14 protein-coding genes and 1 tRNA gene are annotated in these 21,774 nt (G+C 63.3%); 11 read left to right on the forward strand and 4 right to left on the reverse strand.

Going from position 1 to position 21,774, the window contains the following annotated elements; genetic code table 11:
- Positions 1 to 74: 74 nt before the first annotated feature.
- The 6 genes from ACYHH6_RS11375 (at position 75) to ACYHH6_RS11400 (ending at position 6,583) form a co-directional block, all read left to right on the forward strand.
- Complete coding sequence (locus ACYHH6_RS11375) at positions 75 to 974, forward strand: DUF2167 domain-containing protein (RefSeq protein WP_352591019.1); 900 nt, start codon at positions 75 to 77, stop codon at positions 972 to 974.
- 168 nt (positions 975 to 1,142) lie between these two features.
- Entirely contained in the window at positions 1,143 to 2,096 is a 954-nt protein-coding gene (locus ACYHH6_RS11380) for a DMT family transporter (protein WP_352591016.1), read from the forward strand.
- Positions 2,097 to 2,472: 376 nt separating this feature from the next.
- On the forward strand, positions 2,473 to 3,570 hold the full coding sequence (locus ACYHH6_RS11385; protein ID WP_352591013.1) for a polyamine ABC transporter substrate-binding protein: 1,098 nt from the start codon (positions 2,473 to 2,475) through the stop codon (positions 3,568 to 3,570).
- An 83-nt stretch (positions 3,571 to 3,653) separates the two neighbouring features.
- Complete coding sequence (locus ACYHH6_RS11390; protein ID WP_352591010.1) at positions 3,654 to 4,793, forward strand: ABC transporter ATP-binding protein; 1,140 nt, start codon at positions 3,654 to 3,656, stop codon at positions 4,791 to 4,793.
- A gap of 9 nt (positions 4,794 to 4,802) precedes the next feature.
- Positions 4,803 to 5,768, forward strand: a complete 966-nt coding sequence (locus ACYHH6_RS11395; protein ID WP_352591008.1) for an ABC transporter permease subunit — start codon at positions 4,803 to 4,805, stop codon at positions 5,766 to 5,768.
- On the forward strand, positions 5,765 to 6,583 hold the full coding sequence (locus ACYHH6_RS11400; protein WP_352591005.1) for an ABC transporter permease: 819 nt from the start codon (positions 5,765 to 5,767) through the stop codon (positions 6,581 to 6,583). The genes ACYHH6_RS11395 and ACYHH6_RS11400 overlap by 4 nt, the downstream gene beginning before the upstream one ends.
- A gap of 67 nt (positions 6,584 to 6,650) precedes the next feature.
- Here the strand turns inward: ACYHH6_RS11400 and ACYHH6_RS11405 are convergent, their stop codons facing one another.
- Positions 6,651 to 8,504: an AsmA family protein gene (locus ACYHH6_RS11405; RefSeq protein ID WP_352591002.1), complete on the reverse strand. Its 1,854-nt coding sequence runs from the start codon at positions 8,502 to 8,504 to the stop codon at positions 6,651 to 6,653.
- 329 nt (positions 8,505 to 8,833) lie between these two features.
- On the opposite strand from ACYHH6_RS11405, the gene ACYHH6_RS11410 reads away from it, so the two are divergent.
- Complete coding sequence (locus ACYHH6_RS11410; RefSeq protein ID WP_352590999.1) at positions 8,834 to 10,792, forward strand: acetoacetate--CoA ligase; 1,959 nt, start codon at positions 8,834 to 8,836, stop codon at positions 10,790 to 10,792.
- 259 nt (positions 10,793 to 11,051) lie between these two features.
- Here ACYHH6_RS11410 and ACYHH6_RS11415 read toward each other — a convergent pair whose 3' ends face one another.
- Positions 11,052 to 15,050, reverse strand: coding sequence for a PAS domain S-box protein (locus tag ACYHH6_RS11415; RefSeq protein ID WP_352590997.1), 3,999 nt, complete (start codon positions 15,048 to 15,050; stop codon positions 11,052 to 11,054).
- A 300-nt stretch (positions 15,051 to 15,350) separates the two neighbouring features.
- Between ACYHH6_RS11415 and ACYHH6_RS11420 the strand changes: the two genes are divergently transcribed.
- The 3 genes from ACYHH6_RS11420 (at position 15,351) to ACYHH6_RS11430 (ending at position 16,665) form a co-directional block, all read left to right on the forward strand.
- Positions 15,351 to 15,809: a phasin gene (locus tag ACYHH6_RS11420; RefSeq protein ID WP_488500428.1), complete on the forward strand. Its 459-nt coding sequence runs from the start codon at positions 15,351 to 15,353 to the stop codon at positions 15,807 to 15,809.
- A 348-nt stretch (positions 15,810 to 16,157) separates the two neighbouring features.
- A tRNA-His gene (locus ACYHH6_RS11425) sits at positions 16,158 to 16,234 on the forward strand.
- Between the two features lie 176 nt (positions 16,235 to 16,410).
- On the forward strand, positions 16,411 to 16,665 hold the full coding sequence (locus tag ACYHH6_RS11430) for a DUF768 domain-containing protein (RefSeq protein ID WP_192248174.1): 255 nt from the start codon (positions 16,411 to 16,413) through the stop codon (positions 16,663 to 16,665).
- A gap of 34 nt (positions 16,666 to 16,699) precedes the next feature.
- On the opposite strand, the gene ACYHH6_RS11435 is transcribed toward ACYHH6_RS11430, so the two are convergent.
- The gene (locus tag ACYHH6_RS11435; protein WP_352590991.1) at positions 16,700 to 17,818 is read right to left on the reverse strand and encodes a DmpA family aminopeptidase; all 1,119 of its coding nucleotides are present in this window, start codon (positions 17,816 to 17,818) and stop codon (positions 16,700 to 16,702) included.
- Positions 17,819 to 17,826: 8 nt separating this feature from the next.
- The gene (gene xseA, locus ACYHH6_RS11440; RefSeq protein ID WP_352590989.1) at positions 17,827 to 19,434 is read right to left on the reverse strand and encodes an exodeoxyribonuclease VII large subunit; all 1,608 of its coding nucleotides are present in this window, start codon (positions 19,432 to 19,434) and stop codon (positions 17,827 to 17,829) included.
- Positions 19,435 to 19,556: 122 nt separating this feature from the next.
- Between xseA and ACYHH6_RS11445 the strand changes: the two genes are divergently transcribed.
- On the forward strand, positions 19,557 to 21,770 hold the full coding sequence (locus ACYHH6_RS11445; protein ID WP_352590986.1) for a bifunctional diguanylate cyclase/phosphodiesterase: 2,214 nt from the start codon (positions 19,557 to 19,559) through the stop codon (positions 21,768 to 21,770).
- The last annotated feature ends 4 nt before the right edge of the window (positions 21,771 to 21,774 follow it).

The following is a 21,774-nucleotide window of genomic DNA, read 5'->3' on the forward strand; positions in this document are numbered from 1 at the left end:
AGGCGATCGAAATATTGATTAAGCATCGGCGCTGCGGTATCGAAAGGTGAGGGCAGCCAAGGGGGATGGCTTATATGGACAGGAAAGCTTTGTGGCTTGGCGTGGCGCTTGCCTTTTCGGCAGGGCCTGCTCTGGCGGAAAAATCCTCTGAATTCTTCAAGGGCTATCAACAGTATAGCGACGACGGCAAGGCATTCCTGGACAAGATCGATCCGAAGACCGGCGCGGTCGACCTTCCGGAAGGCATCCATCTCGATCTCAAGGACAAGTTCTACTTTCTGGACAAGAAGGATGCGACATCCGTTCTGACCGAGGCCTGGGGCAACCCGCCTGATACCGCCTCTGAAGCGATCGGCATGATTTTCCCGGCCAAGTATGAACCCATCGCCGGCAACGGTTGGGGCATCGAGCTGCGCTATAAAAAGATCGGCCATGTCGATGACAGCGACGCCACCGCCATCGACTACGCCGAACTGCTGAGCAGCATGCAGGCGGACACTTTGTCGGCCAACGATCAGCGGGTGAAGGACGGCTATCAGCCGATCAAGCTGATCGGCTGGGCTTCGCCCCCTGTCTATGATTTCATCCATAAGCGGCTGCACTGGGCAAAGGAGCTGCAGTTCGGCGACGATACCGTCCACACGCTCAACTACGATGTCCGTTTCCTCGGCCGGGAAGGCGTCTTCGTGATGAGCTACATCGCCACGGTGGAACAATTGCCGGAGATCAAGCAGAGCCTGGATGAAGTGCTCGGCGTTGCCGATTTCAACACCGGCAAGAAATACACCGACTTCCTGCCCGGCACCGACACCGTGGCTGCAGTCGGCATTGGCGGCCTCATCGCCGGCAAACTGGCGGCCAAGGCAGGGCTCATTGCGGTCGCGCTGATCGCGCTGAAGAAGTTCGGCATTCTCCTGTTGGTTCCGCTGGCCGGTCTCTGGCGCTTCATCCGCGGCAACAAAACCACGTCGTAGGCGCCATCGACTTTTTTTGACTGAATGCCGCCGGCTGGCACGCGGTGCGCCAAAGGGAATGCCGGGCTGGATCACGTCCGGCTGTAGCCTTTGCGCTAGGCGAATGCGGCACGTTTCTGTCGTCCATTGTGCATCATGCCATTCCGAGTTAGCCGACAGTCGCAGCCCATGACCGACACCGCATCAATGCCGATAACTGCTTCGCCGACCGTGTCGCCGCGCGAGGAGCGCATCGGCTTCCTGCTGGTGTTCCTGTCGGCGCTGATGTGGAGCTTTGGCGGCACCATTGCCCGCTTCATCCACACCACTGACAGCTGGACGGTGGTGTTCTGGCGCTCGCTGTGGGCGGCTGCGTTCCTGGTTTGCTTCATGGCCTGGCGCGACGGCTGGCGCGGCGTGCCGCGGCTGTTTCGCGACATGGGCCTGCCCGGCCTTGCCGTGGCCGTGTGCTTCGCCACCGCCTCGACCTGCTTCGTTGTCGCCCTTGCCTACACCACCGTCGCCAATATCCTGTTGATGCAGGCCGGTGTGCCGCTGCTGGCGGCTTTGCTTGCCTGGGTGCTGTTTCGCGAACGCGTCGCCGTCGCGACCTGGATGGCGATCGCCGCCGTCATCGCCGGCGTCGCCATCATGGTGTCGGAATCGCTCGACGGCGCCGTATCGCCGATTGGCGACGGCCTGGCGCTGTTGATCGCGGTCATGTTCTCCATCGCCACCGTCATCACCCGTCGCTTCGCCCATGTCCGCATGACACCGGCGACCTGCCTCGGCACGATGCTGGCAGCGGCGTTTGCCGCGTCGCAAGCCACGCAGTTCGCGGTTTCCGGCCACGACATGGCTTTCCTGTTTGCCTTCGGCGTCGTCAATCTCGGCCTTGGCCTTGCCTTCTTCGCCACCGGCGCCCGGCTGGTCCCGGCGGCCATCGCGGCACTGCTCGGCACGTTCGAGCCGATCCTTGGCCCGATCTGGGTCTGGCTCGTCCATGGCGAGGTGCCCTCGGTGCGCACCATCATCGGCGGCGCGGTCGTGGTTGCCGCGCTGCTCGTCCATATCGGGCTTGAATTCAAGCGCCAGGCGCGGCCGGCGCGGCCCGGCGTCACCGGCCTGCCTTCCCCCAATTGACCTGCCTTTGCCCAATTGACGACGCCGCGCGCCCAAAGCGCGAGATGGGCCATTGACAATGTTGCTACCGCACGGGCAGGCTGGAGACACGGCAACAACAAGACAGGCGTATCTTGCCAAGTGTCCCCGCCGGTCGGACCAGGACCGGATCACAGCGTCGTATCCCTGCCCGCGCCACGGCGAAAGCCTCTGACGGTGTCGGCGCGCCCGCCAGGCGGGCACACAGAGCCATCATCCGCTGCTTGTCGAACCGCCCGCATGGCGCCGGCAGTTCACGCTTGTGGCTGCCCGGAAAGCTCAATACTCTGAAGCAAATGCCCAATCGCGCTGAACCTGCGACGAATTGGCGAAGGAACACTCATCAAAGGAGAATAGCATGATCCGCAAAGCGCTCTGGCTTTCGGCAACCTCGGCATTTCTGACGCTTTTTACCGTCGGTGGTCATGCCGAGGACCGCGTCGTCAACGTCTTCAACTGGTCGGACTACATTGACAGCTCGATCATCGAGGACTTCACCAAGGAAACCGGCATCAAGGTGGTCTATGACACCTTCGATTCCAACGAGATCCTCGAGACCAAGCTGCTTGCCGGCGGCAGCGGCTACGACGTCGTCGTGCCCAGCGGCAATTTCCTGGCGCGTCAGATTCAGGCCGGTGTGTTCCAGAAGCTCGACAAGTCGAAGCTGCCGAACATCTCCAACATGTGGGACACCGTTCTGGAACGGACCGCCAAATACGATCCCGGCAACGAATATTCGGTCAACTACATGTGGGGCACGGTCGGCATCGGCTACAACATCAAGAAGGTGCAGGCAGCACTCGGCACCGACAAGATCGACAGCTGGGATGTGTTCTTCAATCCCGACAGCCTGGCCAAGCTGAAGGACTGCGGCGTCTATGTGCTGGACTCGCCGGCCGACCTCATCCCGGCGGCACTGAAATATCTCGGCCTCGACCCCAACAGCACTTCGCCCGACGACATCGCCAAGGCCGAGGAGACCTTGCTGAAGGTGCGGCCCTACATCCGCAAATTCCATTCGTCTGAATACATCAACGCGCTCGCCAATGGCGATATCTGCCTGGCGGTCGGCTGGTCGGGTGACGTCTTCCAGGCGCGCAACCGCGCCGTGGAGGCCAAGCAAGGCGTCGAGATCGGCTATTCCGTGCCGAAGGAAGGCGCGCAGATGTGGTTCGACCAGATGGCGATCCCCGCAGATGCGCCGCATGTCGCCGAGGCACTCGAATTCCTCAACTACATGATGAAGCCCGAAGTGATCGCCAAGTCGTCCAACTATGTGTTGTACGCCAACGGCAACAAGGCTTCGCAGCAGTTCGTCGACAAGGCGCTGCTGGATGATCCGGCGGTCTATCCGGACGCCGAGACCTTGAAAAAACTCTATACGGTCCAGCCCTACGATCCCAAGACGCAGCGTCTGATCACGCGCAGCTGGACCAAGATCGTCACCGGCCAGTAAGCAATGCGACATGGCCCCGGTAGTCACCTGCCGGGGCCATTCTTCTCTGGGGCAAGAAGCAAAAAAACAGGACGGAGTGGGACATGAAATCGCTTGGCAGCATCCGCAGGGATTTCGCGCCATGGAACGACCCGAACGCCAAGCCATACATTCAATTCGAAAACGTCACCAAAAAGTTCGGTGACTTCACCGCCGTCAACAATTTGTCGCTGACCATCTTCGAGCGTGAGTTCTTCGCCCTGCTCGGCGCGTCGGGCTGCGGAAAGTCGACGCTGCTGCGGATGCTTGCCGGCTTCGAGGAGCCAACCGCCGGCCGCATCCTTCTCGACGGCCAGGACCTGCGTGGCATCCCGCCCTATCGCCGCCCGGTCAACATGATGTTTCAGTCCTATGCGCTGTTCCCGCATATGACGGTGGAAAAGAACATCGCCTTCGGCCTCAAGCAGGAAGGTATGCCGGCGCCGGACATCGCAAAGCGCGTCGCCGAGATGCTGAAGCTGGTCAAGCTCGAGCAGTTCGCCAAGCGTAAGCCGCACCAATTGTCGGGCGGCCAGCGCCAGCGCGTCGCGCTCGCCCGCTCGGTTGCCAAGCGGCCAAAAGTGTTGCTGCTCGACGAGCCGCTCGGCGCACTCGACAAGAAACTGCGCGAGGAAACGCAGTTCGAGCTGATGGATATGCAGCAGACGCTGGGGCTCACCTTTGTCGTCGTTACCCACGACCAAGAGGAGGCCATGACCATGGCCGACCGCATCGCCATCCTTGAAAAGGGCGAGGTGATGCAGGTCGCCACGCCCGCCGAAGTCTATGAGGCGCCCAGCTCGCGCTTCGTCGCGCACTTTGTTGGCAATGTGAACATGTTCGAAGGCAAGGTCGCCGAGCGCGCGGGGAACACGACGCGCATCACCGGAGCGACCGGAGCCCACATCGTCGTCGAAAACAGCGCCGATGCCGTCGCTGGTTCCAACATCGTCTTCGCCATCAGGCCGGAGAAGATCAAGGTGTCGTCCAAAAAGCCGGCCGATGGCGCCAATGTGCTCGAAGGGGAGGTTTATGACGTCGCATATCTCGGCGACATGACCGTCTATCATATCAGGCTTGACGACGGGCAGATGGTGCGGGCAAGCGCCCTGAACGCGGCGCGCGTCACCGAGGATCCGCTGACCTGGAACGACCGCGCCTGGGTCTCCTTCAGGCCGGACGCCGGCGTCGTGCTGACACGATAGGGGGCGGCCATGTCCAACATCGCCATCACCGACGCCGGCCCATCGACAGCGGCCAAACCGTTGCTGACACGGCTCGGCGCCGGCTTTGTAAGCAGGCTCGTTATCATCGTCCCCTATCTCTGGCTGCTGTTCTTCTTCTTCATCCCGTTCATCATCGTCTTCAAGATTTCGCTGTCGCAATCGGCAATCGCAATGCCGCCCTACACGCCGGTGCTCGACTTCACGGACGGCATTTCCGGTTTCTTCGCTGGCTTCCGCGATCTCAACTTCGACAATTATGTCTGGCTGACGCAGGACGCGCTTTACTTCAAAGCCTATGTCACCAGCGTCATTATCGCTGCAGTCTCGACGATCCTGACCTTGGTCGTCGGCTTCCCCATCGCCTACGGGATGGCGCGCGCGCCGGCGACCATCCGCCCGACCTTGCTGATGCTGGTGATCCTGCCGTTCTGGACCTCGTTCCTGATCCGCGTCTACGCCTGGATCGGCATCCTCAAGCCCGAAGGGTTGCTCAACCAGCTGCTGCTGTCGCTGCACGTCATCAATCAGCCGCTGATCATCCTCAACACCTACACGGCGATCTTCATCGGCATCGTCTATTCCTACCTGCCATTCATGGTGCTGCCGCTCTATTCGTCGCTGGAAAAGATGGATTATTCGCTGATTGAGGCAGCCAAGGATCTCGGCTGTCCGCCGACCGCCGCCTTCTGGAAGATCACCTTCCCGCTGTCGCTGCCTGGCGTCATTGCCGGTTGCCTGCTGGTGTTCATCCCGGCGGTCGGCGAGTTCGTCATTCCCGACCTGCTCGGCGGCTCGCAGACGCTGATGATCGGCAAGACCTTGTGGAACGAGTTTTTCGCCAACCGTGACTGGCCGGTGTCGTCGGCCGTCGCCGTCATCCTGCTGCTGCTCTTGATCGTGCCGATCATGCTGTTCCAGCAGGCCCAAGCACGCGCCCAGGAGCAGGACAAATGAACGCCACCTGGAGCCGCTTCAATGTCACCTCGGTCGTGCTGGGCTTTGCCTTCCTCTATCTGCCGATCGTGCTGCTCGTCGTCTTCTCGTTCAACGAATCGAAGCTGGTCACCGTCTGGGGCGGCTTCTCGACCAAATGGTATGTCTCGCTGTTCCACAATCAGGGGCTGATGGACGCAACCTGGGTGACGGCGCGCGTCGGTGTCATCTCCGCCACGGTGGCGACCGTGCTCGGCACGCTGGCGGCCCTGACCTTGACCCGCTACACCCGCTTCCGGGGCCGCATCCTGTTTTCCGGCATGGTGTTTGCGCCGCTGGTCATGCCGGAAGTCATCACCGGCCTGTCGCTGCTGTTGTTGTTCGTCGCCGTCGGTCTCGACCGCGGTTTCTTCACGGTCACGCTTGCCCACATCACGTTGACCATGTGTTTTGTGGCCGTCGTCGTGCAGTCGCGTTTGGTCTCGTTCGACCGGTCGCTGGAGGAGGCCGCGATGGATCTCGGCGCAACGCCGGTAAAGACCTTCTTCCAGATCACGCTGCCAGTCATCATGCCGGCCATCGTGTCCGGCTGGATGCTGGCCTTTACGCTCTCGCTCGACGATCTGGTTATCGCCAGTTTCACCTCTGGCCCCGGCGCCACCACGCTGCCGATGAAGATCTACAGCCAGGTGCGTCTCGGTGTGACGCCGGAGATCAATGCCGCCTGCACCATCCTGATCGCCGTCGTGGCGGTAGGCGTTGTCATCGCCTCGGTCGCCAACAAACGGCGTGAGGTGCAGCGTCAACTCGACGAACAGGCCGCGCAGCGCGGCTGATCCCGAGCAATTCCGTTCGGAATTGCGTCAAACAAACAGAGCATGGCAGCTCCCGTGGAGGGGCTGCCTATTCGCCTGAGATGCCGCGGCTGATCGGCGAGATGAACGGTGTGCTCCAGGTGCCGCCGACGAAGAAAGACGACTGGTTGGGCCCCTGCTGGCCATTGGCGGGCGCTGCCGCCGGATCGGCCTGGGTGATACCGCCCGACAGCGCCAGCCCGCGTCCGCCATAGGACGCGATGCCGGACAGCCAGATCTTGTATTTCGCCGAATTGGCCTCGGCCTTGTCCAGCCGCGCCACGCCCTTCGAGATGGTGGCCTTGAGCTCGGCGCCGTCGATCGGCAGCGTCCCGTCCGAGACATCGTCGAGCGCGAAGAAGCCGCCCTGTTCGGTGTGCTTCAGAAACGCCGGCAAATTGAGCCCGCTCAGTGCGCCTGGCCCGAACGTCGCCGAGACCGAGCCGTCAGCGTTCTCGAAGATCGAGTCCCACGATTTCCCCGGCCCTTTGAGGATAACCGAGACCGTGCCGGTGCTGGCCGGCACCAATCGCGTCATGCCGGCAGCCTTGCCGAAAGCGGCGCCGTCAATGTCGGAGGCGAGCAGCCGGATCTCGACCTGCGAACCCTCCGGCTTGCGGTCGAAGCGCAGGCTGCTCTGAACGTTGCCGCCAAAGGCCGACGCATCGGAAATGTCGAAGACGGCAAGCCCGTTCTTGACCTGCGCCGTGGCGGCGACGTCTGCAAGCTGGATCGCGCCGGCCGAGGCATGCGCCGCCGATAGCCTCAGATCGAGATTGACGCGGTCGGCAAAGTTGGTGTCGATTTCCCCGGGGCCGGTTTCGCCGGTGGGCGCAAGCGGCGTGAAGGCGGAGAACAGCGACCTGAGATCGAGCGTATCGAAGGCGAGCGTGCCGGAAATCACCGGCAAGGCGTCGCCGAACGAGAAGTCCAGCGCCCCCATTCCCGGGTTGTTGTCGAGCGCGACCGCGGTGTTTTCGAATTTGATGCGGCCGGCCGTCGCCGTGATCTTGCTCGAAATCGACACCGAGCCGATGGCGGCGCCCGGTGCAATTCCGGCCTGCGACCATTCCAGCACGCGCCGCAGCGACGGTGCGGCGAATTTCACCTGGCCGTCGAAATAGGCGTTTTGCGACATGCCGGCCGTGCCGTCGAACGAGAAGCTGGCCGGCGCAGCCTTCAACGAAAAGGTGATTGGCGCAGCACCGCCGGCAAACAGAACCAGCGGATTGGCCGAGGATGCATCGACGGTGACGCTTTCGCCGCGCCAGATGCCGGTCGCCGACAAGGTCGCATTGCTGTTCATCGCCGCCCAGTTTGCCTGGCCGCTGAGGCTGGTCAGCAATTCGACGTCCTTGCCGCCGATGGAGGCGACCATGCGGCCGTCCCTGAACTCCACAGTGCCGAACGGATCGGTCGGCAGCTTGCTCAGATCAGGCTTCGCCGGATCGGCGCTGACCACGCCGCGCGCGGTGTCGATGGAGCGCGTGATGCGCCCTCCGGTCGGCATGGCGGGCAGAAACATGCCGTTTGCGGTGCGCTGGACCCGGATCGTCGGCCGCACCAGCCGCGCCGTCGAAAACACCACATCGCCCTGCAGCGCCGCCATGGCTGAAAGGTCGACCTCGACCCGCTCGGCTTCGATCACCGGCGGCGCGTCGGTCTCGGTCCACTGCGACAGCGTGACGTCGCTCAATATGGCGCGGAAGTTCGGCCACACCTCGATACGTGGCGAACCGTCAATGGTGACCCTGAAACCGCTCCATGCGCTCATCTCCCAGGCGATGCGGTCGCGCACGATCCGGGTCGAGGCAATCAGCGGCAGAGCGGCGACGACCAGCGCGATGACGAGCACGGCAACGCCGATCGCCCATATTCCGTGCCGGATCAAAGGTGATGGCATATCGCCCCGTATGCTTTCATTCCGACAAAAATCGCCCGATGGGTGTAACCCAGCGCTGACGCATTTCAAGTCTTTATGGCCCGGCGATGGCAATTGCGCACAGCTGGCCGAGCTTAGCTGAACAAAATCTTGCTCTGCCGCATGGCGATAGGCATAAGCGATGCAGCTTCAGCCTGGCACGAGACGCGGCGTTTTTGGGACAGCGGCGCCTGTAAAGCTGGGGCTAATGCATGTCGCCCGGAAGTGCGCAGCGGTTCCGGGACAGCGACATGCATAGAAACAAAAGCATATCAGTCTTGCGACGCGACCGGCTTCAAGGAGGATCGATCATGGCTGCCGAAGCACCGCTCTGGACCCCGACGCAAGACCGGATCGATGCAGCGCCGCTGACCGCCTTCATGAAGGCGGCGGCAGCCAAAACCGGCGCATCCTTCGCCTCCTACGCCGAGCTGCACCGCTGGTCGGTCGAGGATCGCGAACGCTTCTGGAGCCTGCTGTGGGACTTTTGCGGCATTGTCGGCGACAAGGGTGAGACGGTGCTCGTCGATGGCGACAAGATGCCCGTCGCATCGTTCTTCCCCGATGCGACGCTCAACTTCGCCGAGAACCTGCTGAAAAAGACCGGTTCCGGTGCGGCAATCGTCTTTCGCGGCGAGGACAAGATCGAGCGGCGGCTGTCGTGGAACGAACTGCACCAGCTGACCTCGCGCTTTCAGCAGCTTTTCCTGTCGCTCAAGGTGAAAAAGGGCGACCGTATCGCGGCAATGATGCCCAACATGCCGGAAACCGTCGCCGCCATGCTGGCCGCCGCCTCGATTGGCGCGGTCTGGTCGTCCTGCTCTCCCGATTTCGGCGAACAGGGCGTGCTTGACCGTTTCGGCCAGATCGAACCCGTCGTCTTCATCGCGCCGGACGGCTACTGGTACAATGGCAAGGCAATCGAGGTTGCCGACAAGATCGCTGCCGTTGCCACGAAGCTCGAAACCGTCGGCAAGGTGCTGATCGTCGACTATCTCGGCACGTCGCGCGATATCGCAGGGATTATCGACAAGGCCGTGGCGCTGGAAGAGGCGCTGTCGCCTTTTGCGGCAAAGTCCCTCACATTCGAGCGCCTGCCGTTTGCGCATCCGCTCTACATCCTGTTTTCGTCGGGAACGACCGGCATTCCCAAATGCATCGTTCATTCGGCCGGTGGCACGCTGATCCAGCATGTCAAGGAACACCGGCTGCATGCCGGCCTCGTCGAAGGCGACCGCTTCTTCTACTTCACCACCTGCGGCTGGATGATGTGGAACTGGCTGGTGTCGGGCCTGGCGTCAGGCGCGACGCTGCTGCTCTATGACGGCTCGCCCTTCTACCCTGACGGCAATGTGCTGTTCAGCTTCGCCGATGCCGAGAAGATGACCTTCTTCGGCACCTCGGCCAAATTCATCGATTCCGTGCGCAAGGCCGGCCTCAAGCCGATCCGCAGCCATGATCTGTCGACCGTGCGGGCGATCTCCTCCACCGGCTCGCCGCTGTCGCCCGAGGACTTTCGCTTTGTCTATGACGGGATCAAGGAGGACGTGCACCTTGCCTCGGTCTCCGGCGGCACCGACATCGTCTCCTGCTTCGTTCTCGGCGTCCCGACGCAAGCTGTCTGGACCGGCGAGATCCAGGGACCCGGCCTCGGCCTTGCCGTCGATGTCTGGGATGATGACGGCCAGCCGATTCGCGAGGAGAAAGGCGAACTGGTCTGCACAAAAGCGTTTCCGTCGATGCCGATCGGTTTCTGGAATGACCCCGAGGGCAAGAAATACCAGGCCGCCTATTTCGAGCGCTTCGACAACGTCTGGTGCCATGGCGACTTCGCCGAATGGACGGCGCATGGCGGCATGATCATCCATGGCCGCTCCGACGCGACGCTCAATCCGGGCGGGGTGCGCATCGGCACGGCGGAGATCTACAACCAGGTCGAACAGATGCCGGAAATCCTCGAAGCGCTGTGCATCGGCCAGGATTTCGACAATGACGTGCGCGTCGTGCTGTTCGTGCGGCTGGCCGCCGGCGTGACGCTGGACGAGGATCTGGAAAAGCGCATCCGGGCGAAGATCCGCACCGGCGCCAGCCCGCGCCACGTGCCGGCAAAGATCGTTGCCGTCTCAGACATTCCGCGCACCAAATCGGGCAAGATCACCGAGCTTGCGGTGCGCGACGTGGTCCACGGCCGCGCCATCAAGAACAAGGAGGCGCTGGCCAATCCGGAGGCGCTGGAGCTGTTCAGGAACTTGCCGCAGCTGGCGGAGTGACCGCCGCCGGCATGGTTAACGAGATATGTCGGTCGAATTTACCTAGATTTCACGAGTGGTACACATTCGTAAATTTTTTGGGCGGCCGGTAAGGAGTTGTTAAGGCCCGGCGTCGATAGTGGCACGTAACTTGAGGGAGAAATCCCGTTCCTCGTCCCCTGAGGATCAGATTCGCTCAAGCCCCCGTTGTGACAGCAAAATCCCTTTAAGGCGTCCTGTTGGACGCCTTTTCTTTGTGCCGGTTCTGGATGGAGCGGCTCTATTCCGCCAGAACACGCGTCGACGGGAAGGCGACCTCGACCAGCGTTCCTTCGCCGGGTGTCGAGGTGATGGTGAAGCGGGCGCGGTTCGCCTCCACCATCGCCTTGGTCAGCGGCAGGCCGAGGCCAGTGCCGTCACCGCGTCCGCGCTTCAGCGCGTTGATCTGCTTGAACGGCTTCAGCGCCTGCTCGATCTCGGCATGGCTCATGCCGATGCCGGTGTCGCGCACCCGCATGACGACGTCGCCGGAGGTTTCATAGGCAGTCGACACGATCACCTGGCCGCCGGCCTGCGTATAGCGGATGGCGTTAGACAGGATGTTGAGCGCGATCTGGCGCACACTTCTGAGGTCGGCGACCACTTCCGGCAGCCGCGAAGCAAAGCTGGAGCGAATGATGACGCGCTCGCGATTGGCCTGCGGCTGCATCATCGCCACCGTCTCGCCCAGCGTATCGTTGAGCGACACCGCCTCGTAGTCCATCTCCTGCTGGCCGGCCTCGATCTTCGAGATGTCGAGCAGGTCGTTGACGAGGTCGAGCACGTGGTTGCCCGAGCGGTTGATGTCGCGCAGATAGTCGCGGTAGCGATCATTGGCGACCGGGCCGAACTTCTCATCCACCATCAGCTCGGAGAAGCCGATAATGGCGTTGAGCGGCGTGCGGATTTCGTGGCTGATGCGCGCGAGAAAATCGGTCTTCTGCGAGGAGGCGCGCTCAGCCACCGCGCGTGCCTGGGTCAGGTCCTCTTCGGCGCGCTTCCACTGCGTGATGTCGCGCACCACGGCGCAGAAGCCGCTGTCGTTGGGCAGCCTGCCTATGGTCATGAACAGCGGAATGAAGCGCCCCTGCGCCTCTCGCCCGATCACCTCGCGGCCATCATTCATGACGCTCGCCACGCCAGGCTCGGACAGGCCGTTGAGGTAGTCGCGCGCCGCGCGCTGGCTTTCGATGGCAAACAGCGAAGCGAACGGCTTGCCGGTCACCTCGTCGCTGTCGAAGCCGAACAGCGCCTCGGCCGGCCGGCTGATCGAGCGGATGTCGCCGTCACGGCCGATCAGCACCACGCCATCGGTCGCGGTGTCGATGATGGTGCGCATTTCGGCAATGCGCGATTTGAGCTCGGAAACGTCGGGCTGCGTCTGTTCTTCAGCTGCGACATGCGCGGCCACCGGCGCCTCATCGTCGCCGGTGCGCCGCACCACCAGCATCAGCGCCTTGCCGGCGCGCCATGGCACCGAACGCAAAATGGCTTCGATCGGAAATTCTTGGCCCTCGCGCGTCTTCAGCCGAAGCGCGTGGTCGCTTTCATCTGCCGCTTCAGAATAGGGATCGGCAAATAGCGCGTCGAGGCCGCCAGCATCGCTCAAATCCTCGAGCGTGTCATAGCCGGTGAGGCCGAGGAATTCCTCATTGGCGTAGTGAAGCTCGTCACCGGAATGGATCAGCAGCGGCACCGGCAATTTGCCGAGCAACGAGGTGTCCGGCGCCTTGCGTTCATCTCCGGCCGAAAATGCCGAGGGCACGAACCCTTCAAGCTTGAGCGGCGGCACTTTCAGGCGCGGCGGTTCTGCCGGCGCGGTGTCCGCAGCACCGGTCTTGTCACCGTCTTGCACGGCCGAACCGGTCGCCTCGCCAGCCGGGGCCCAATCCTCATTGTCCTCGGCATCGCGGAAATCGGCGGCAGTCATGCTGCCGTCTTCGCCGGCATCGGCCGGCGCCTCGGCAACAGCCGGTTGCGGTTCGGAAGCTTCGACGGTCTCTTGTGCGCTCGTCTCTACCGGCTCGGAAGCCGGCGCCGGTTCGCTACCGGAAGACGTCGCCGCGTCGCCTTCGCCGGTGACGGAGCCTGGTTCGGGATCGGCATAGTCGAGCAGCGAGCGCGACACGATCGGCGCTTTCGTCGCGCCCGCATCCTTGTCTGCAGCCGCTTTGTCCGGCTCGGCGCCGTCGAGCCGCGCCAGATCCTTTTCGTCCTCGGCGTCGCCTTCGGGCGGTTCGGCCTCAGCCGTTTCGCTTTCAATTGCCGGTGTTTCGGATGCGGCTGCCGGGATGGCTTCGTCCGTGGCCTCGGCGGGTTGCTGGGCTGGCGCGGCCGTTTCAGCCTGGTCCACCTCGACATGATCCGGCTTGGGCTGATCTGCCTTGGCGTGGTCCGGCCCGGCCTGGTCCGGCGCCACCTGATGTGGCTTGGCAGGTTCGGCCGGCTTGCTGGTCTCCGGCTGCTCCGGCGGAGGATTGTCCTTCTTCAGCCGCTCGCCGATCTCTCGGAAAGCGCTGCGTTCCAGCGTCGACAGGCCCTTGTCATTGGCGGGCTGCCGATGCTCGGCCAGCCGAATGACCTTGTCGGCGAAACGCCGTTCCTGCTTCGGCACGATGGTCAGTGCAGGCACTTCGCCCTCGAACGGATCGGCCGCCTTAGGAGCTTCCGCCACGGTCTGTTCCGCGCCTGGCTCGGCTGCCGCCGGTGGCGTGCGGTTGGGGACCAGCGCCATGCCGATCGCTTCCGGATCGACCACCGCATCGCTGGCGCGGGCGACGCCGAACCCACGGAACCCTTCGAAGGCGCGGCTGCGGCCATAGACGGGGAGTGCCGCCAGATCGACAGGAATCTTCAGGTCCGTGCCGGTCACCGGCCACAGCACCGAGCGGCCCGACCAGGTGTCGCGCCGTTCGAGCAGGCCGGCGATCTCGCCAGAGGCATCGAGGCCGAATGTTGTCGCGACATCCTTGAAGCGGCGGCCGATCACATCGGCGGCGGGCTTGCCGACGATGTCGGTGAATTCCGGCGACAGCGCGCTGAATTTGCCCTCGGCGTCGGTGCGCCAGACGAAACGCAGCGGCGGCGCCGTGCGGTCGATCTCGCGGGCGGCGGGTGGCGCAGCCGGTGAGGTTACATTGGAGGGCAGGGTGGGCGAGGTGGCAACAGTACTGTCCGGCTGCGGGTTCACGGCCGACACAACCGATTCCGGCTCGGCTTCGGTCGGGCTGTCCGGCTCGCTCGCCTGCGGCTCTTCGCCGGCATGGAAGTACCAATGATCATGTTGCACAGGCGCGCTGTCGTTCGCCGCCTGCTCGCGGCCGGTCGTTTGCCCGCGATCGTCTGCCTTTGTATCGGTTGGCGCCGAAGCATCATGCTCAGTCGCTGTCGGAGCGGCCTCGGCGACGTCTGGCACGACCGCGAGCGGTGCGCCCTGATTCCCGCTTGCTGCGGGTTGGTCGGCTACCGCATCCGCCGCTACTGCTGCCGCGTCCTCTGGGGCGGCTTGCGTCGGGTCCGCGTCCTGCTGCGCTACAGCAGGTTCGGCATCCAGCTCACCGACGGGATTTTCCTCCCCGAGCTGATCCTCGTCGATGACCACCAGCAGATGCCTGGACTCGGTCAGACGGGCAAAGCCCGCCGGATAGGACGTGGAACCGCCCGGGACCAGCCGCTTGACGATGCGGTCGTCCTGGCTCGCCACATCGGCGACGAGCGCCGCCAGCGTTTCAGGCCGGATGGCGAGCGCGGCAAAACCATCCGAAGCCGCCTCGACGGTGCCGGCGGCGTCGACAAAGGCGATGAAATGGCCGTCTTCGTTAAAGCCGCTGATGGCGCGGGCCGCAATGTCGGCGGCACTGCGCGAGCCGGTCTGTGCTGCCGGCAGCGCCAGCATGATGGCGCTTTCGCCGTCCGGCATAGTCACCGCACTGGCCAGGAAGCCGACGGCACGGCTGGTCATGCCGGTCGCCAGCCGCACCGTGATGGCGCGGTCGCTGCCGATCTTCGGGAAGCCGGCGGTCGCCATGATCTGCCGCCTGGCGATCAGCGGCAGCTGTGCCGAGGCGCCGATGATGGCTTCGATATCGGAATAGCCGAACACCGCCGCGCCCGGCCCGTTGGCCCAGATCACCTGTTCGAGGTCAGTCGACAGAATCGCGATCGCGTCGCCGGCGGCGAAGCGCCGGCGGACCGCGTCGAGCACGGCGACATCGAGGAAAGAGTAGTTCTCGGACGGCATGCGCTTGGCGGACCCTTTCGGTGAAACCTCTTGGCGAACCTACAAGGCGGGCAATTTGCAGTTAACGCTTTGTTAATAAAAGCCCACGCGGCGAAGGTCCACAAGCTGTGGCGGAAAGCAGACGGAATCTCTGGCCTCTTGGTTAACGACCCTTGGGTAATGCCCGGGGTAACGTTGCGGAAGAAATTTATGGTGCACTGCAACAAAGATATTGCATCGCACAAAAAAACCGCTATATTGCCATCATACATGAACGAGACGGCTTTCTGTCAAAGCCGCTACCTCCCGAAAGGATGGAAAATGACCAAGGCCAAGACCGCTGAGACCGTCGAAAACGTTGAATTCCCGAGCTTCGACGCCTCCAAGGCGACCGACCAGATCCGCGCTTTCGCCGAAAAGGGCGTTGAGCAGTCGAAGGAAGCCTATTCCAAGCTGAAGACCGGCGCCGAAGAGACCCAGAAAGTTCTGGAATCGACCTTCGAGACCGCCAAGACCGTTTCCAGCGACCTGTCGCTCAAGACCATCGCCGCTCTGCGCGCCAATGCCGAAGCCGGCTTCTCGCATCTCGAAGCCCTGATCGGCGCCAAGTCGCTGTCGGAAGTCGTCGAGCTGCAGACCGCCTTCCTGCGCAAGCGCGTCGAGTTGACCGTCGAGCAGGCCAAGGAATTCCAGGCCGTTGCTTCAAAGGCTGCCGAAGACGTCTCCAAGCCGGTCAAGACCGCTTTCGAGAAGGCCCTGAAGGACATCAAGGCCGCCTAATAATTACGCACAACTCTGCGATGCATCAAAACGTCGCATTTCGTCAGACAAATAGGTGTGCGATAGAGTTGTCCAGTGAATACCCGGCGAGTGGAACCTCCTCCCTCTGCTCTCCGGGGTGACCAGCCAGCACCTCCTCCCGCTGGCTCGTAACAGGAAAAGGCCGGCACCTCCTCCCGCCGGCCTTTTCTTTTGCCTGCTGAAAAGCGGCGCCCGCTCGAGGAACCGGGCTTTGCCTTATCAAAGGCCTTGAATTAGACTCTGATAGACCGTATTGGACGCATCGCCGAACGACAGAGCGGATCTCGGAGAATGAATTTTTCACCACGATCTGGCTCAGGCGAACGTGCCGTTGTAGCTCAGATGGTTAGAGCGCCGGATTGTGGATCCGGAGGTCGCTGGTTCGATCCCAGCCAACGGTACCACTCTATCAAACAATCAGAACGTGCTCCTTGAACCCTTCCCTTCCTTCGGCTTTGTGGACCTCGGGCAAGATCGGCTTGCCCGGCGAAGCCGACTCGGTTCGAATGCGGGCATGCATCCTTTACCGGGTGCGGACGTTTACGATTACCAACCGGCATAGCCGCCAGGGAAAAGCAGTATGAGTGAACATGCGATCGAGTTTTTGCGCGGGTGGATTGGTGAAAAGGTCCACTGCCAGCACTCGCCGGTAAAGATCGAGAAGCAGGCCGAGACCCTGGCCAAGGAATGCGCCGCCAAGGCGGCCGAGGTCGGCATCCCGCTGGAGGATATCCAGGAAGAAGTCGGCGACATCCAGGAGCTGATCGCCTCGCGGCTCGAAGAGGCGGCCGAGGCCGACCAGAGCAACGCAAATTCGGGCAAGCCCGCCGAATAAATGTCATGCCCGGTCGCGAGAGCCGGGCTCCCATCTATCCAAACCGATTTTTCAGCCAGGCCTTCGGCAGCGCCGGCACGAAATTGCCGTCGCGCCCGCTCATATCCTCATTGGCAACCATCGCATTGAGGATCGCCTCTTCCACACCCTGCACCACCGCATCGAAGAACGGGTCGATATCGACGTCCGGAATGTAAGCGGCGCTGGCCATCTGTCCTGGCGGCGCAAGTGCTGCTTGCGGGTTGGCGGTGGTGAAGGCGAGGAAAATGTCGCCCGAACTGTGGTAGCCGAAGCCGCCGGTCATGGCGATGCCGAGCGGCACACGCCTTGCCAGCCGCTTCATCTGATGCGGTAGGAAGGGCGCATCGGTGGCGACAATGGCGATGATCGAACCCTTCTCGGCGCGCGGCGTGCCTTCGCGCATCGCCGGTTCCACCAGATCAGGTCCGACGCGCGCGCCGCGCAGCGTGAAATTGTGCCGCTTGCCGAAATTCGCCTGCACGAACACGCCGACCGTATGCCTGACACCTTGCCATTCGACGAGGCGCGAGGCCGTGCCGGAGCCGGCCTTGAAGCCGAAGGCGATCATGCCGGTGCCGCCGCCGACGCTGCCTTCCTCGATGGCTCCGCCCGAAGCCGCATCGAGCGCGGCTTCGACATGTTCGAAGCCGACATGATGGCCGTTGATGTCGTTGAGGAAGCCGTCATAGGTTTCCGCCGCCACCGGCAGCCCCCAACCACTGTCGAGTGCCGCCGGCAGCACGCGTTGCATCCAGCGCAGCGTGCCGTCGCGGGTGACGCCGCAGGAATGCGTGTTGGTGATGGTGACCGGCAGGTTGAAGGCGCCGACCTCCTCGATGATATGCGAGCCCGTCAGCTCGCCATTGCCGTTCTGGCTGAACACGCCGGCAAACACCGGCGTGGCGAGCTCCGCTAACGGTCGCGGCAGGATGGCGGTGACGCCGGTGCGCACCGGTCCTGTGCCGACATCGAGCGGACCATCGCCTGAGATCAGCGTCGCATAGCCGACGCTCACACCGGGCACGTCGGTGATGGCATTGAAGCGGCCTGGCGTGCCTTCAAAGGCAATGCCGAACGCACGGGCGCGCGGCTTGCCGGCCGGCGTTTGAAGATGCGGGTCGTGGCTGGTCATGCCGTCCTCTAGAAAAGCGAGCCCTGATTGCCCGGTTCTTTTGGTTTGCTGGGGGCAGCCTTGGTGACCGCGGGCTTGCTGGCAGGCGGCGTAGCCGGTTTGGCAACTGCCCCCGGCTGCCCCGTGCCGCCGGTCGCAACCGCATTCGTGGTGCCGTCGGCGAACTCGATTTGCAGCGATGCGCCCGGCGCGACATCCGCCGCCAGCTTGATCACTGCGCCTTCAGCGTCCTTGACCAGCGCGAAGCCACGCGCCAGCACCGCCTTGTGCGACAGCGTCGCCAGCAGCCGGTCAGCCTGGGTCAATTGTCCGCGCAGCCGGTCGAGCCGTCGCGAAACCGCATGATCCTGGCGGCGCGTCAGTGCTGCCAGCGCGTCCGCCTGCAATTTCTGCCGCCTGGCGATCGGCGCCGGCGACAGCCGCTTTGCTGCGCGCGAAAACCGGGTGCGCCGTTCGCGCACGATGCCGAAAAATGCTGCTTGCGCCCGCGCCAGGTCGCGTCCGGTCAGCGTGCGTGCCTCGTTGATGCGTCGCGACAGGGTGGCCGGCGTCAGCCGCTGTCCCTGAAGCTTGGTCCGCTTGCGCTCGATGCTGACCGACAGCGCCCGGCCGAGCCGGCTGGTCGCCTCGTCCAGGCGCCGGCGCGGCAGCGCCAGCAACTGGTCTGGCGAGGGGAGCGCGCGGGCGGCCGCGCGCGAGGCCTGCCGTTTGCGTTCGAAATTGCGCAAGACCGCCGCCTTGAGCCGTGCGCCAAGACTGGCGAGCGTCGCTTCGAGATCCGCCTTCACCGGCACCGCGATCTCCGCTGCGCCCGTCGGCGTTGGCGCCCGGATATCGGCGACGAGATCGATCAGCGTCCAGTCGGTCTCGTGGCCGACGGCCGAAATCACCGGAATGCGCGAGGCGGCAACCGCACGCGCCAGACCTTCATCGTTGAACCCCCAGAGGTCTTCCAGGCTGCCGCCGCCGCGCGCCACGATCAGAAGGTCGGGCTGGGCAATGGCGCCATCCCAGGCCAGCGCGTTGAAGCCGTTGACGGCGGCCGTCACTTCCGCGCCTGCCGTCTCGCCCTGGACTCTCACCGGCCAGACCAGCACATGCAGTGGAAAGCGGTCCTTGATGCGGTGAATGATGTCGCGGATGACCGATCCGGTCGGGGAGGTGACGACGCCGATGGTGCATGGCATGAACGGCAGTCGCCGCTTGCGACCGGCGTCGAACAGCCCTTCAGCCTGCAGCCGTCGCTTGCGCTCTTCCAACAGTGCCATCAGCGCACCGGCGCCGGCCGGCTCGAGATTATCGATGACGATCTGGTAGTTGGATTTGCCGGGATAGGTGGTGAGCTTGCCGGTGGCGATCACCTCCATCCCCTCTTCGGGGCGGAATTTCAGCCGGCTCATCGTGCCTTTCCAGACCACCGCATCGAGCCGTGCGCGGTCGTCCTTCAGCGTAAAATAGGCATGGCCGGAAGAGTGCGGCCCGCGATAGCCGGAGATTTCGCCGCGCACCCGCACATGGCCGAAGACATCTTCGACCGTGCGCTTAAGCGCGCCGGAAATCTCGCTCACCGTATATTCGGTGGCGTTTGTGCGTGATTCGGATTCTGCGTCGCTCATGGTTCGATTGGGGAGCGGTTATCGGCCTGCGTCAAGGCGGCGCTCAATCGTCGCCAATACAATAACGCGATCTTAAGCCCGATTTGCTTTGAGTGTAGGGTCACTCAAATGGCCAAGGACGCATGAGCGCACGCCCGAACAGTAGCCCGTTGACGCACCAGGTCACGCTGACCGTGCTGATGCTCGCCGCCTTTGCTTTGGCGATGGTCGTCGGCTTTGGCATATACGCGACCGCGCAAGCCGATCATGTCTCGCTCGAACGGCAGAAGATCTTCCTCACCAATGGACTGAAGGATCAGATCGCGGCGGTCGCGCGCGAGCAGGAAAGCGTTACCGTCTGGGACGATTCCGTGATCAACACCAAGGCCGGCAATCAGACCTGGATAGAGGAAAATCTCAGCGTCTGGATGTACTCCTACTACGGTCACAACCGGGTCTACATACTCGACGCCGGGAACCATCCGGTCCACGCCATGCGGGAGGGCAAGGTGCTCGACCCATCCGTCTATGGCGAGGACGAGCCCGCGATGCAGCCCACCATCGAAAAACTGCGCGGCATGATCAGCCAGCCACCGAAGGCTGATGCTTCCGGGGCGCCGGCGAAGATGATCGCCGAGGATCTGGTGTCGCTCGGTGGCAAGCCTGCAATCCTCAGCATCATGCCCCTGGTGCCCAGTTCGGATCGCATCAGCCAGGCGCCGGGAAGCGAGTATCTGCATGTGTCGGTCGAGTTCCTCAACGATGCGGTTATCGCCAAGATTGCTGAAAAATACCTGCTGGATGGCGCTCATCTGCTGACGCTGTCGCAGCCGACCGGCTCTGCCGCCATTCCGCTGCTAGATTCGCGCGGCGTCATCCTCGGCTATATCGGCTGGGACCAGGAGCGCCCAGGCCTGACGCTGGTGCGCAAGGCCGGCCCGGCTCTGGCTCTGGCCACGCTGCTCGCGGCGAGCGTGCTCGCCTTCCTGCTCCGGCGTCTGCGCCGTGCATCATGGGCGCTGCAAACCAGCCAGGACCAGGCGCAATATCTCGCCTTCCACGACATGCTTACCGGCCTGCCCAATCGGGCACTGTTCGAGGACAGGCTGCGGCGTGCCTTGCTCAGTTCCGGCACCGATGCCGGCAAGGTGGCGCTGCTTTACCTCGACCTCGATCGTTTCAAGCATGTCAACGACACGCTTGGCCATCCGGCCGGCGACGAGCTCGTTCGCCAGACCGCCGCCAGACTGCAGCATACGGTTCGCGACGTCGACACGGTGGCGAGGCTGGGTGGCGACGAATTTGCGGTGATCCTGCTCGATGTCCGCGACATCAGGAGCGCAGAAGACATTTCGGACCGGGTGCTGCAAAAATTGCAGGAGCCGTTCAAACTGATAGACGACCAGGTCTTTGTCGGCGCCAGCATCGGCATTGCCTTGTCGACGGGGCCAGATGCCGATGCCGACGACCTGCTGCGCAAGGCCGACATCGCACTTTACGAAGCCAAGAGGAATGGCCGCGGCCGTTACCAGGTCTTCGCCGGCGACATGGACGACCTTTTGCTGCGCAAGCGCAAGGTCGAGAGCGAGCTGCGCAATGCGCTGAACGGCGGCACCGGCATCAAGCTCGCCTACCAGCCGGTCTTTGCCAGCAACGGCAAGACCATTGTCGGCGCGGAGGCGCTGATCCGCTGGGCACACGACGTGCATGGCGCATTGCCGGCGGCGCAGTTTATCGCCATCGCCGAAGAACGCGGCATGATCGGCCAGCTCGGCAAATGGGTGTTGCTGGAAGCCTGCCGCTTCGCCGTCCGCACCGAATTGCCCTGGCTCGCCGTCAACGTGTCGCCGCTGCAATTGCGTGACGCCGGCTTTGCCGAAGAGGTTGCCTCGATCCTCGCCGAGACCGGGCTGGCTCCGGAGCGCCTGCAGCTCGAGATCACCGAAAACGTGCTTTTGGAAAACAGCGACGCGACCAGAACGACGCTCGCCAACCTGCGCCGGTCGGGCGTCGGCATCGTGCTCGACGATTTCGGCACCGGCTATTCGTCTCTGAGCTATCTGCGCCGCCATGCCATCGACAAGCTCAAGATCGATCGCTCCTTTGTGCGGCTCCTCGACGGCGACGGCAATTCGGGCGCCATCGTCAAGGCGCTGATCGATCTCGCCGGCGCCCTCAAGGTCGAGGTCACCGCCGAGGGCGTCGAGACCGAAGCGCAGAAGACGCTGCTGGTCGCCATGGGTTGCCAGCAACTGCAGGGCTATCTCCTGTCGTCGCCACTGGAGCCGGCGCAATTGCTGGCGTTGCCCGGCCTGTCGTCGGCCAACGCAACGACAGAGGAGGCCGCATCGGCCTGATCCG

It is taken from the genome of Mesorhizobium sp. P171375 (genome assembly GCF_057786075.1).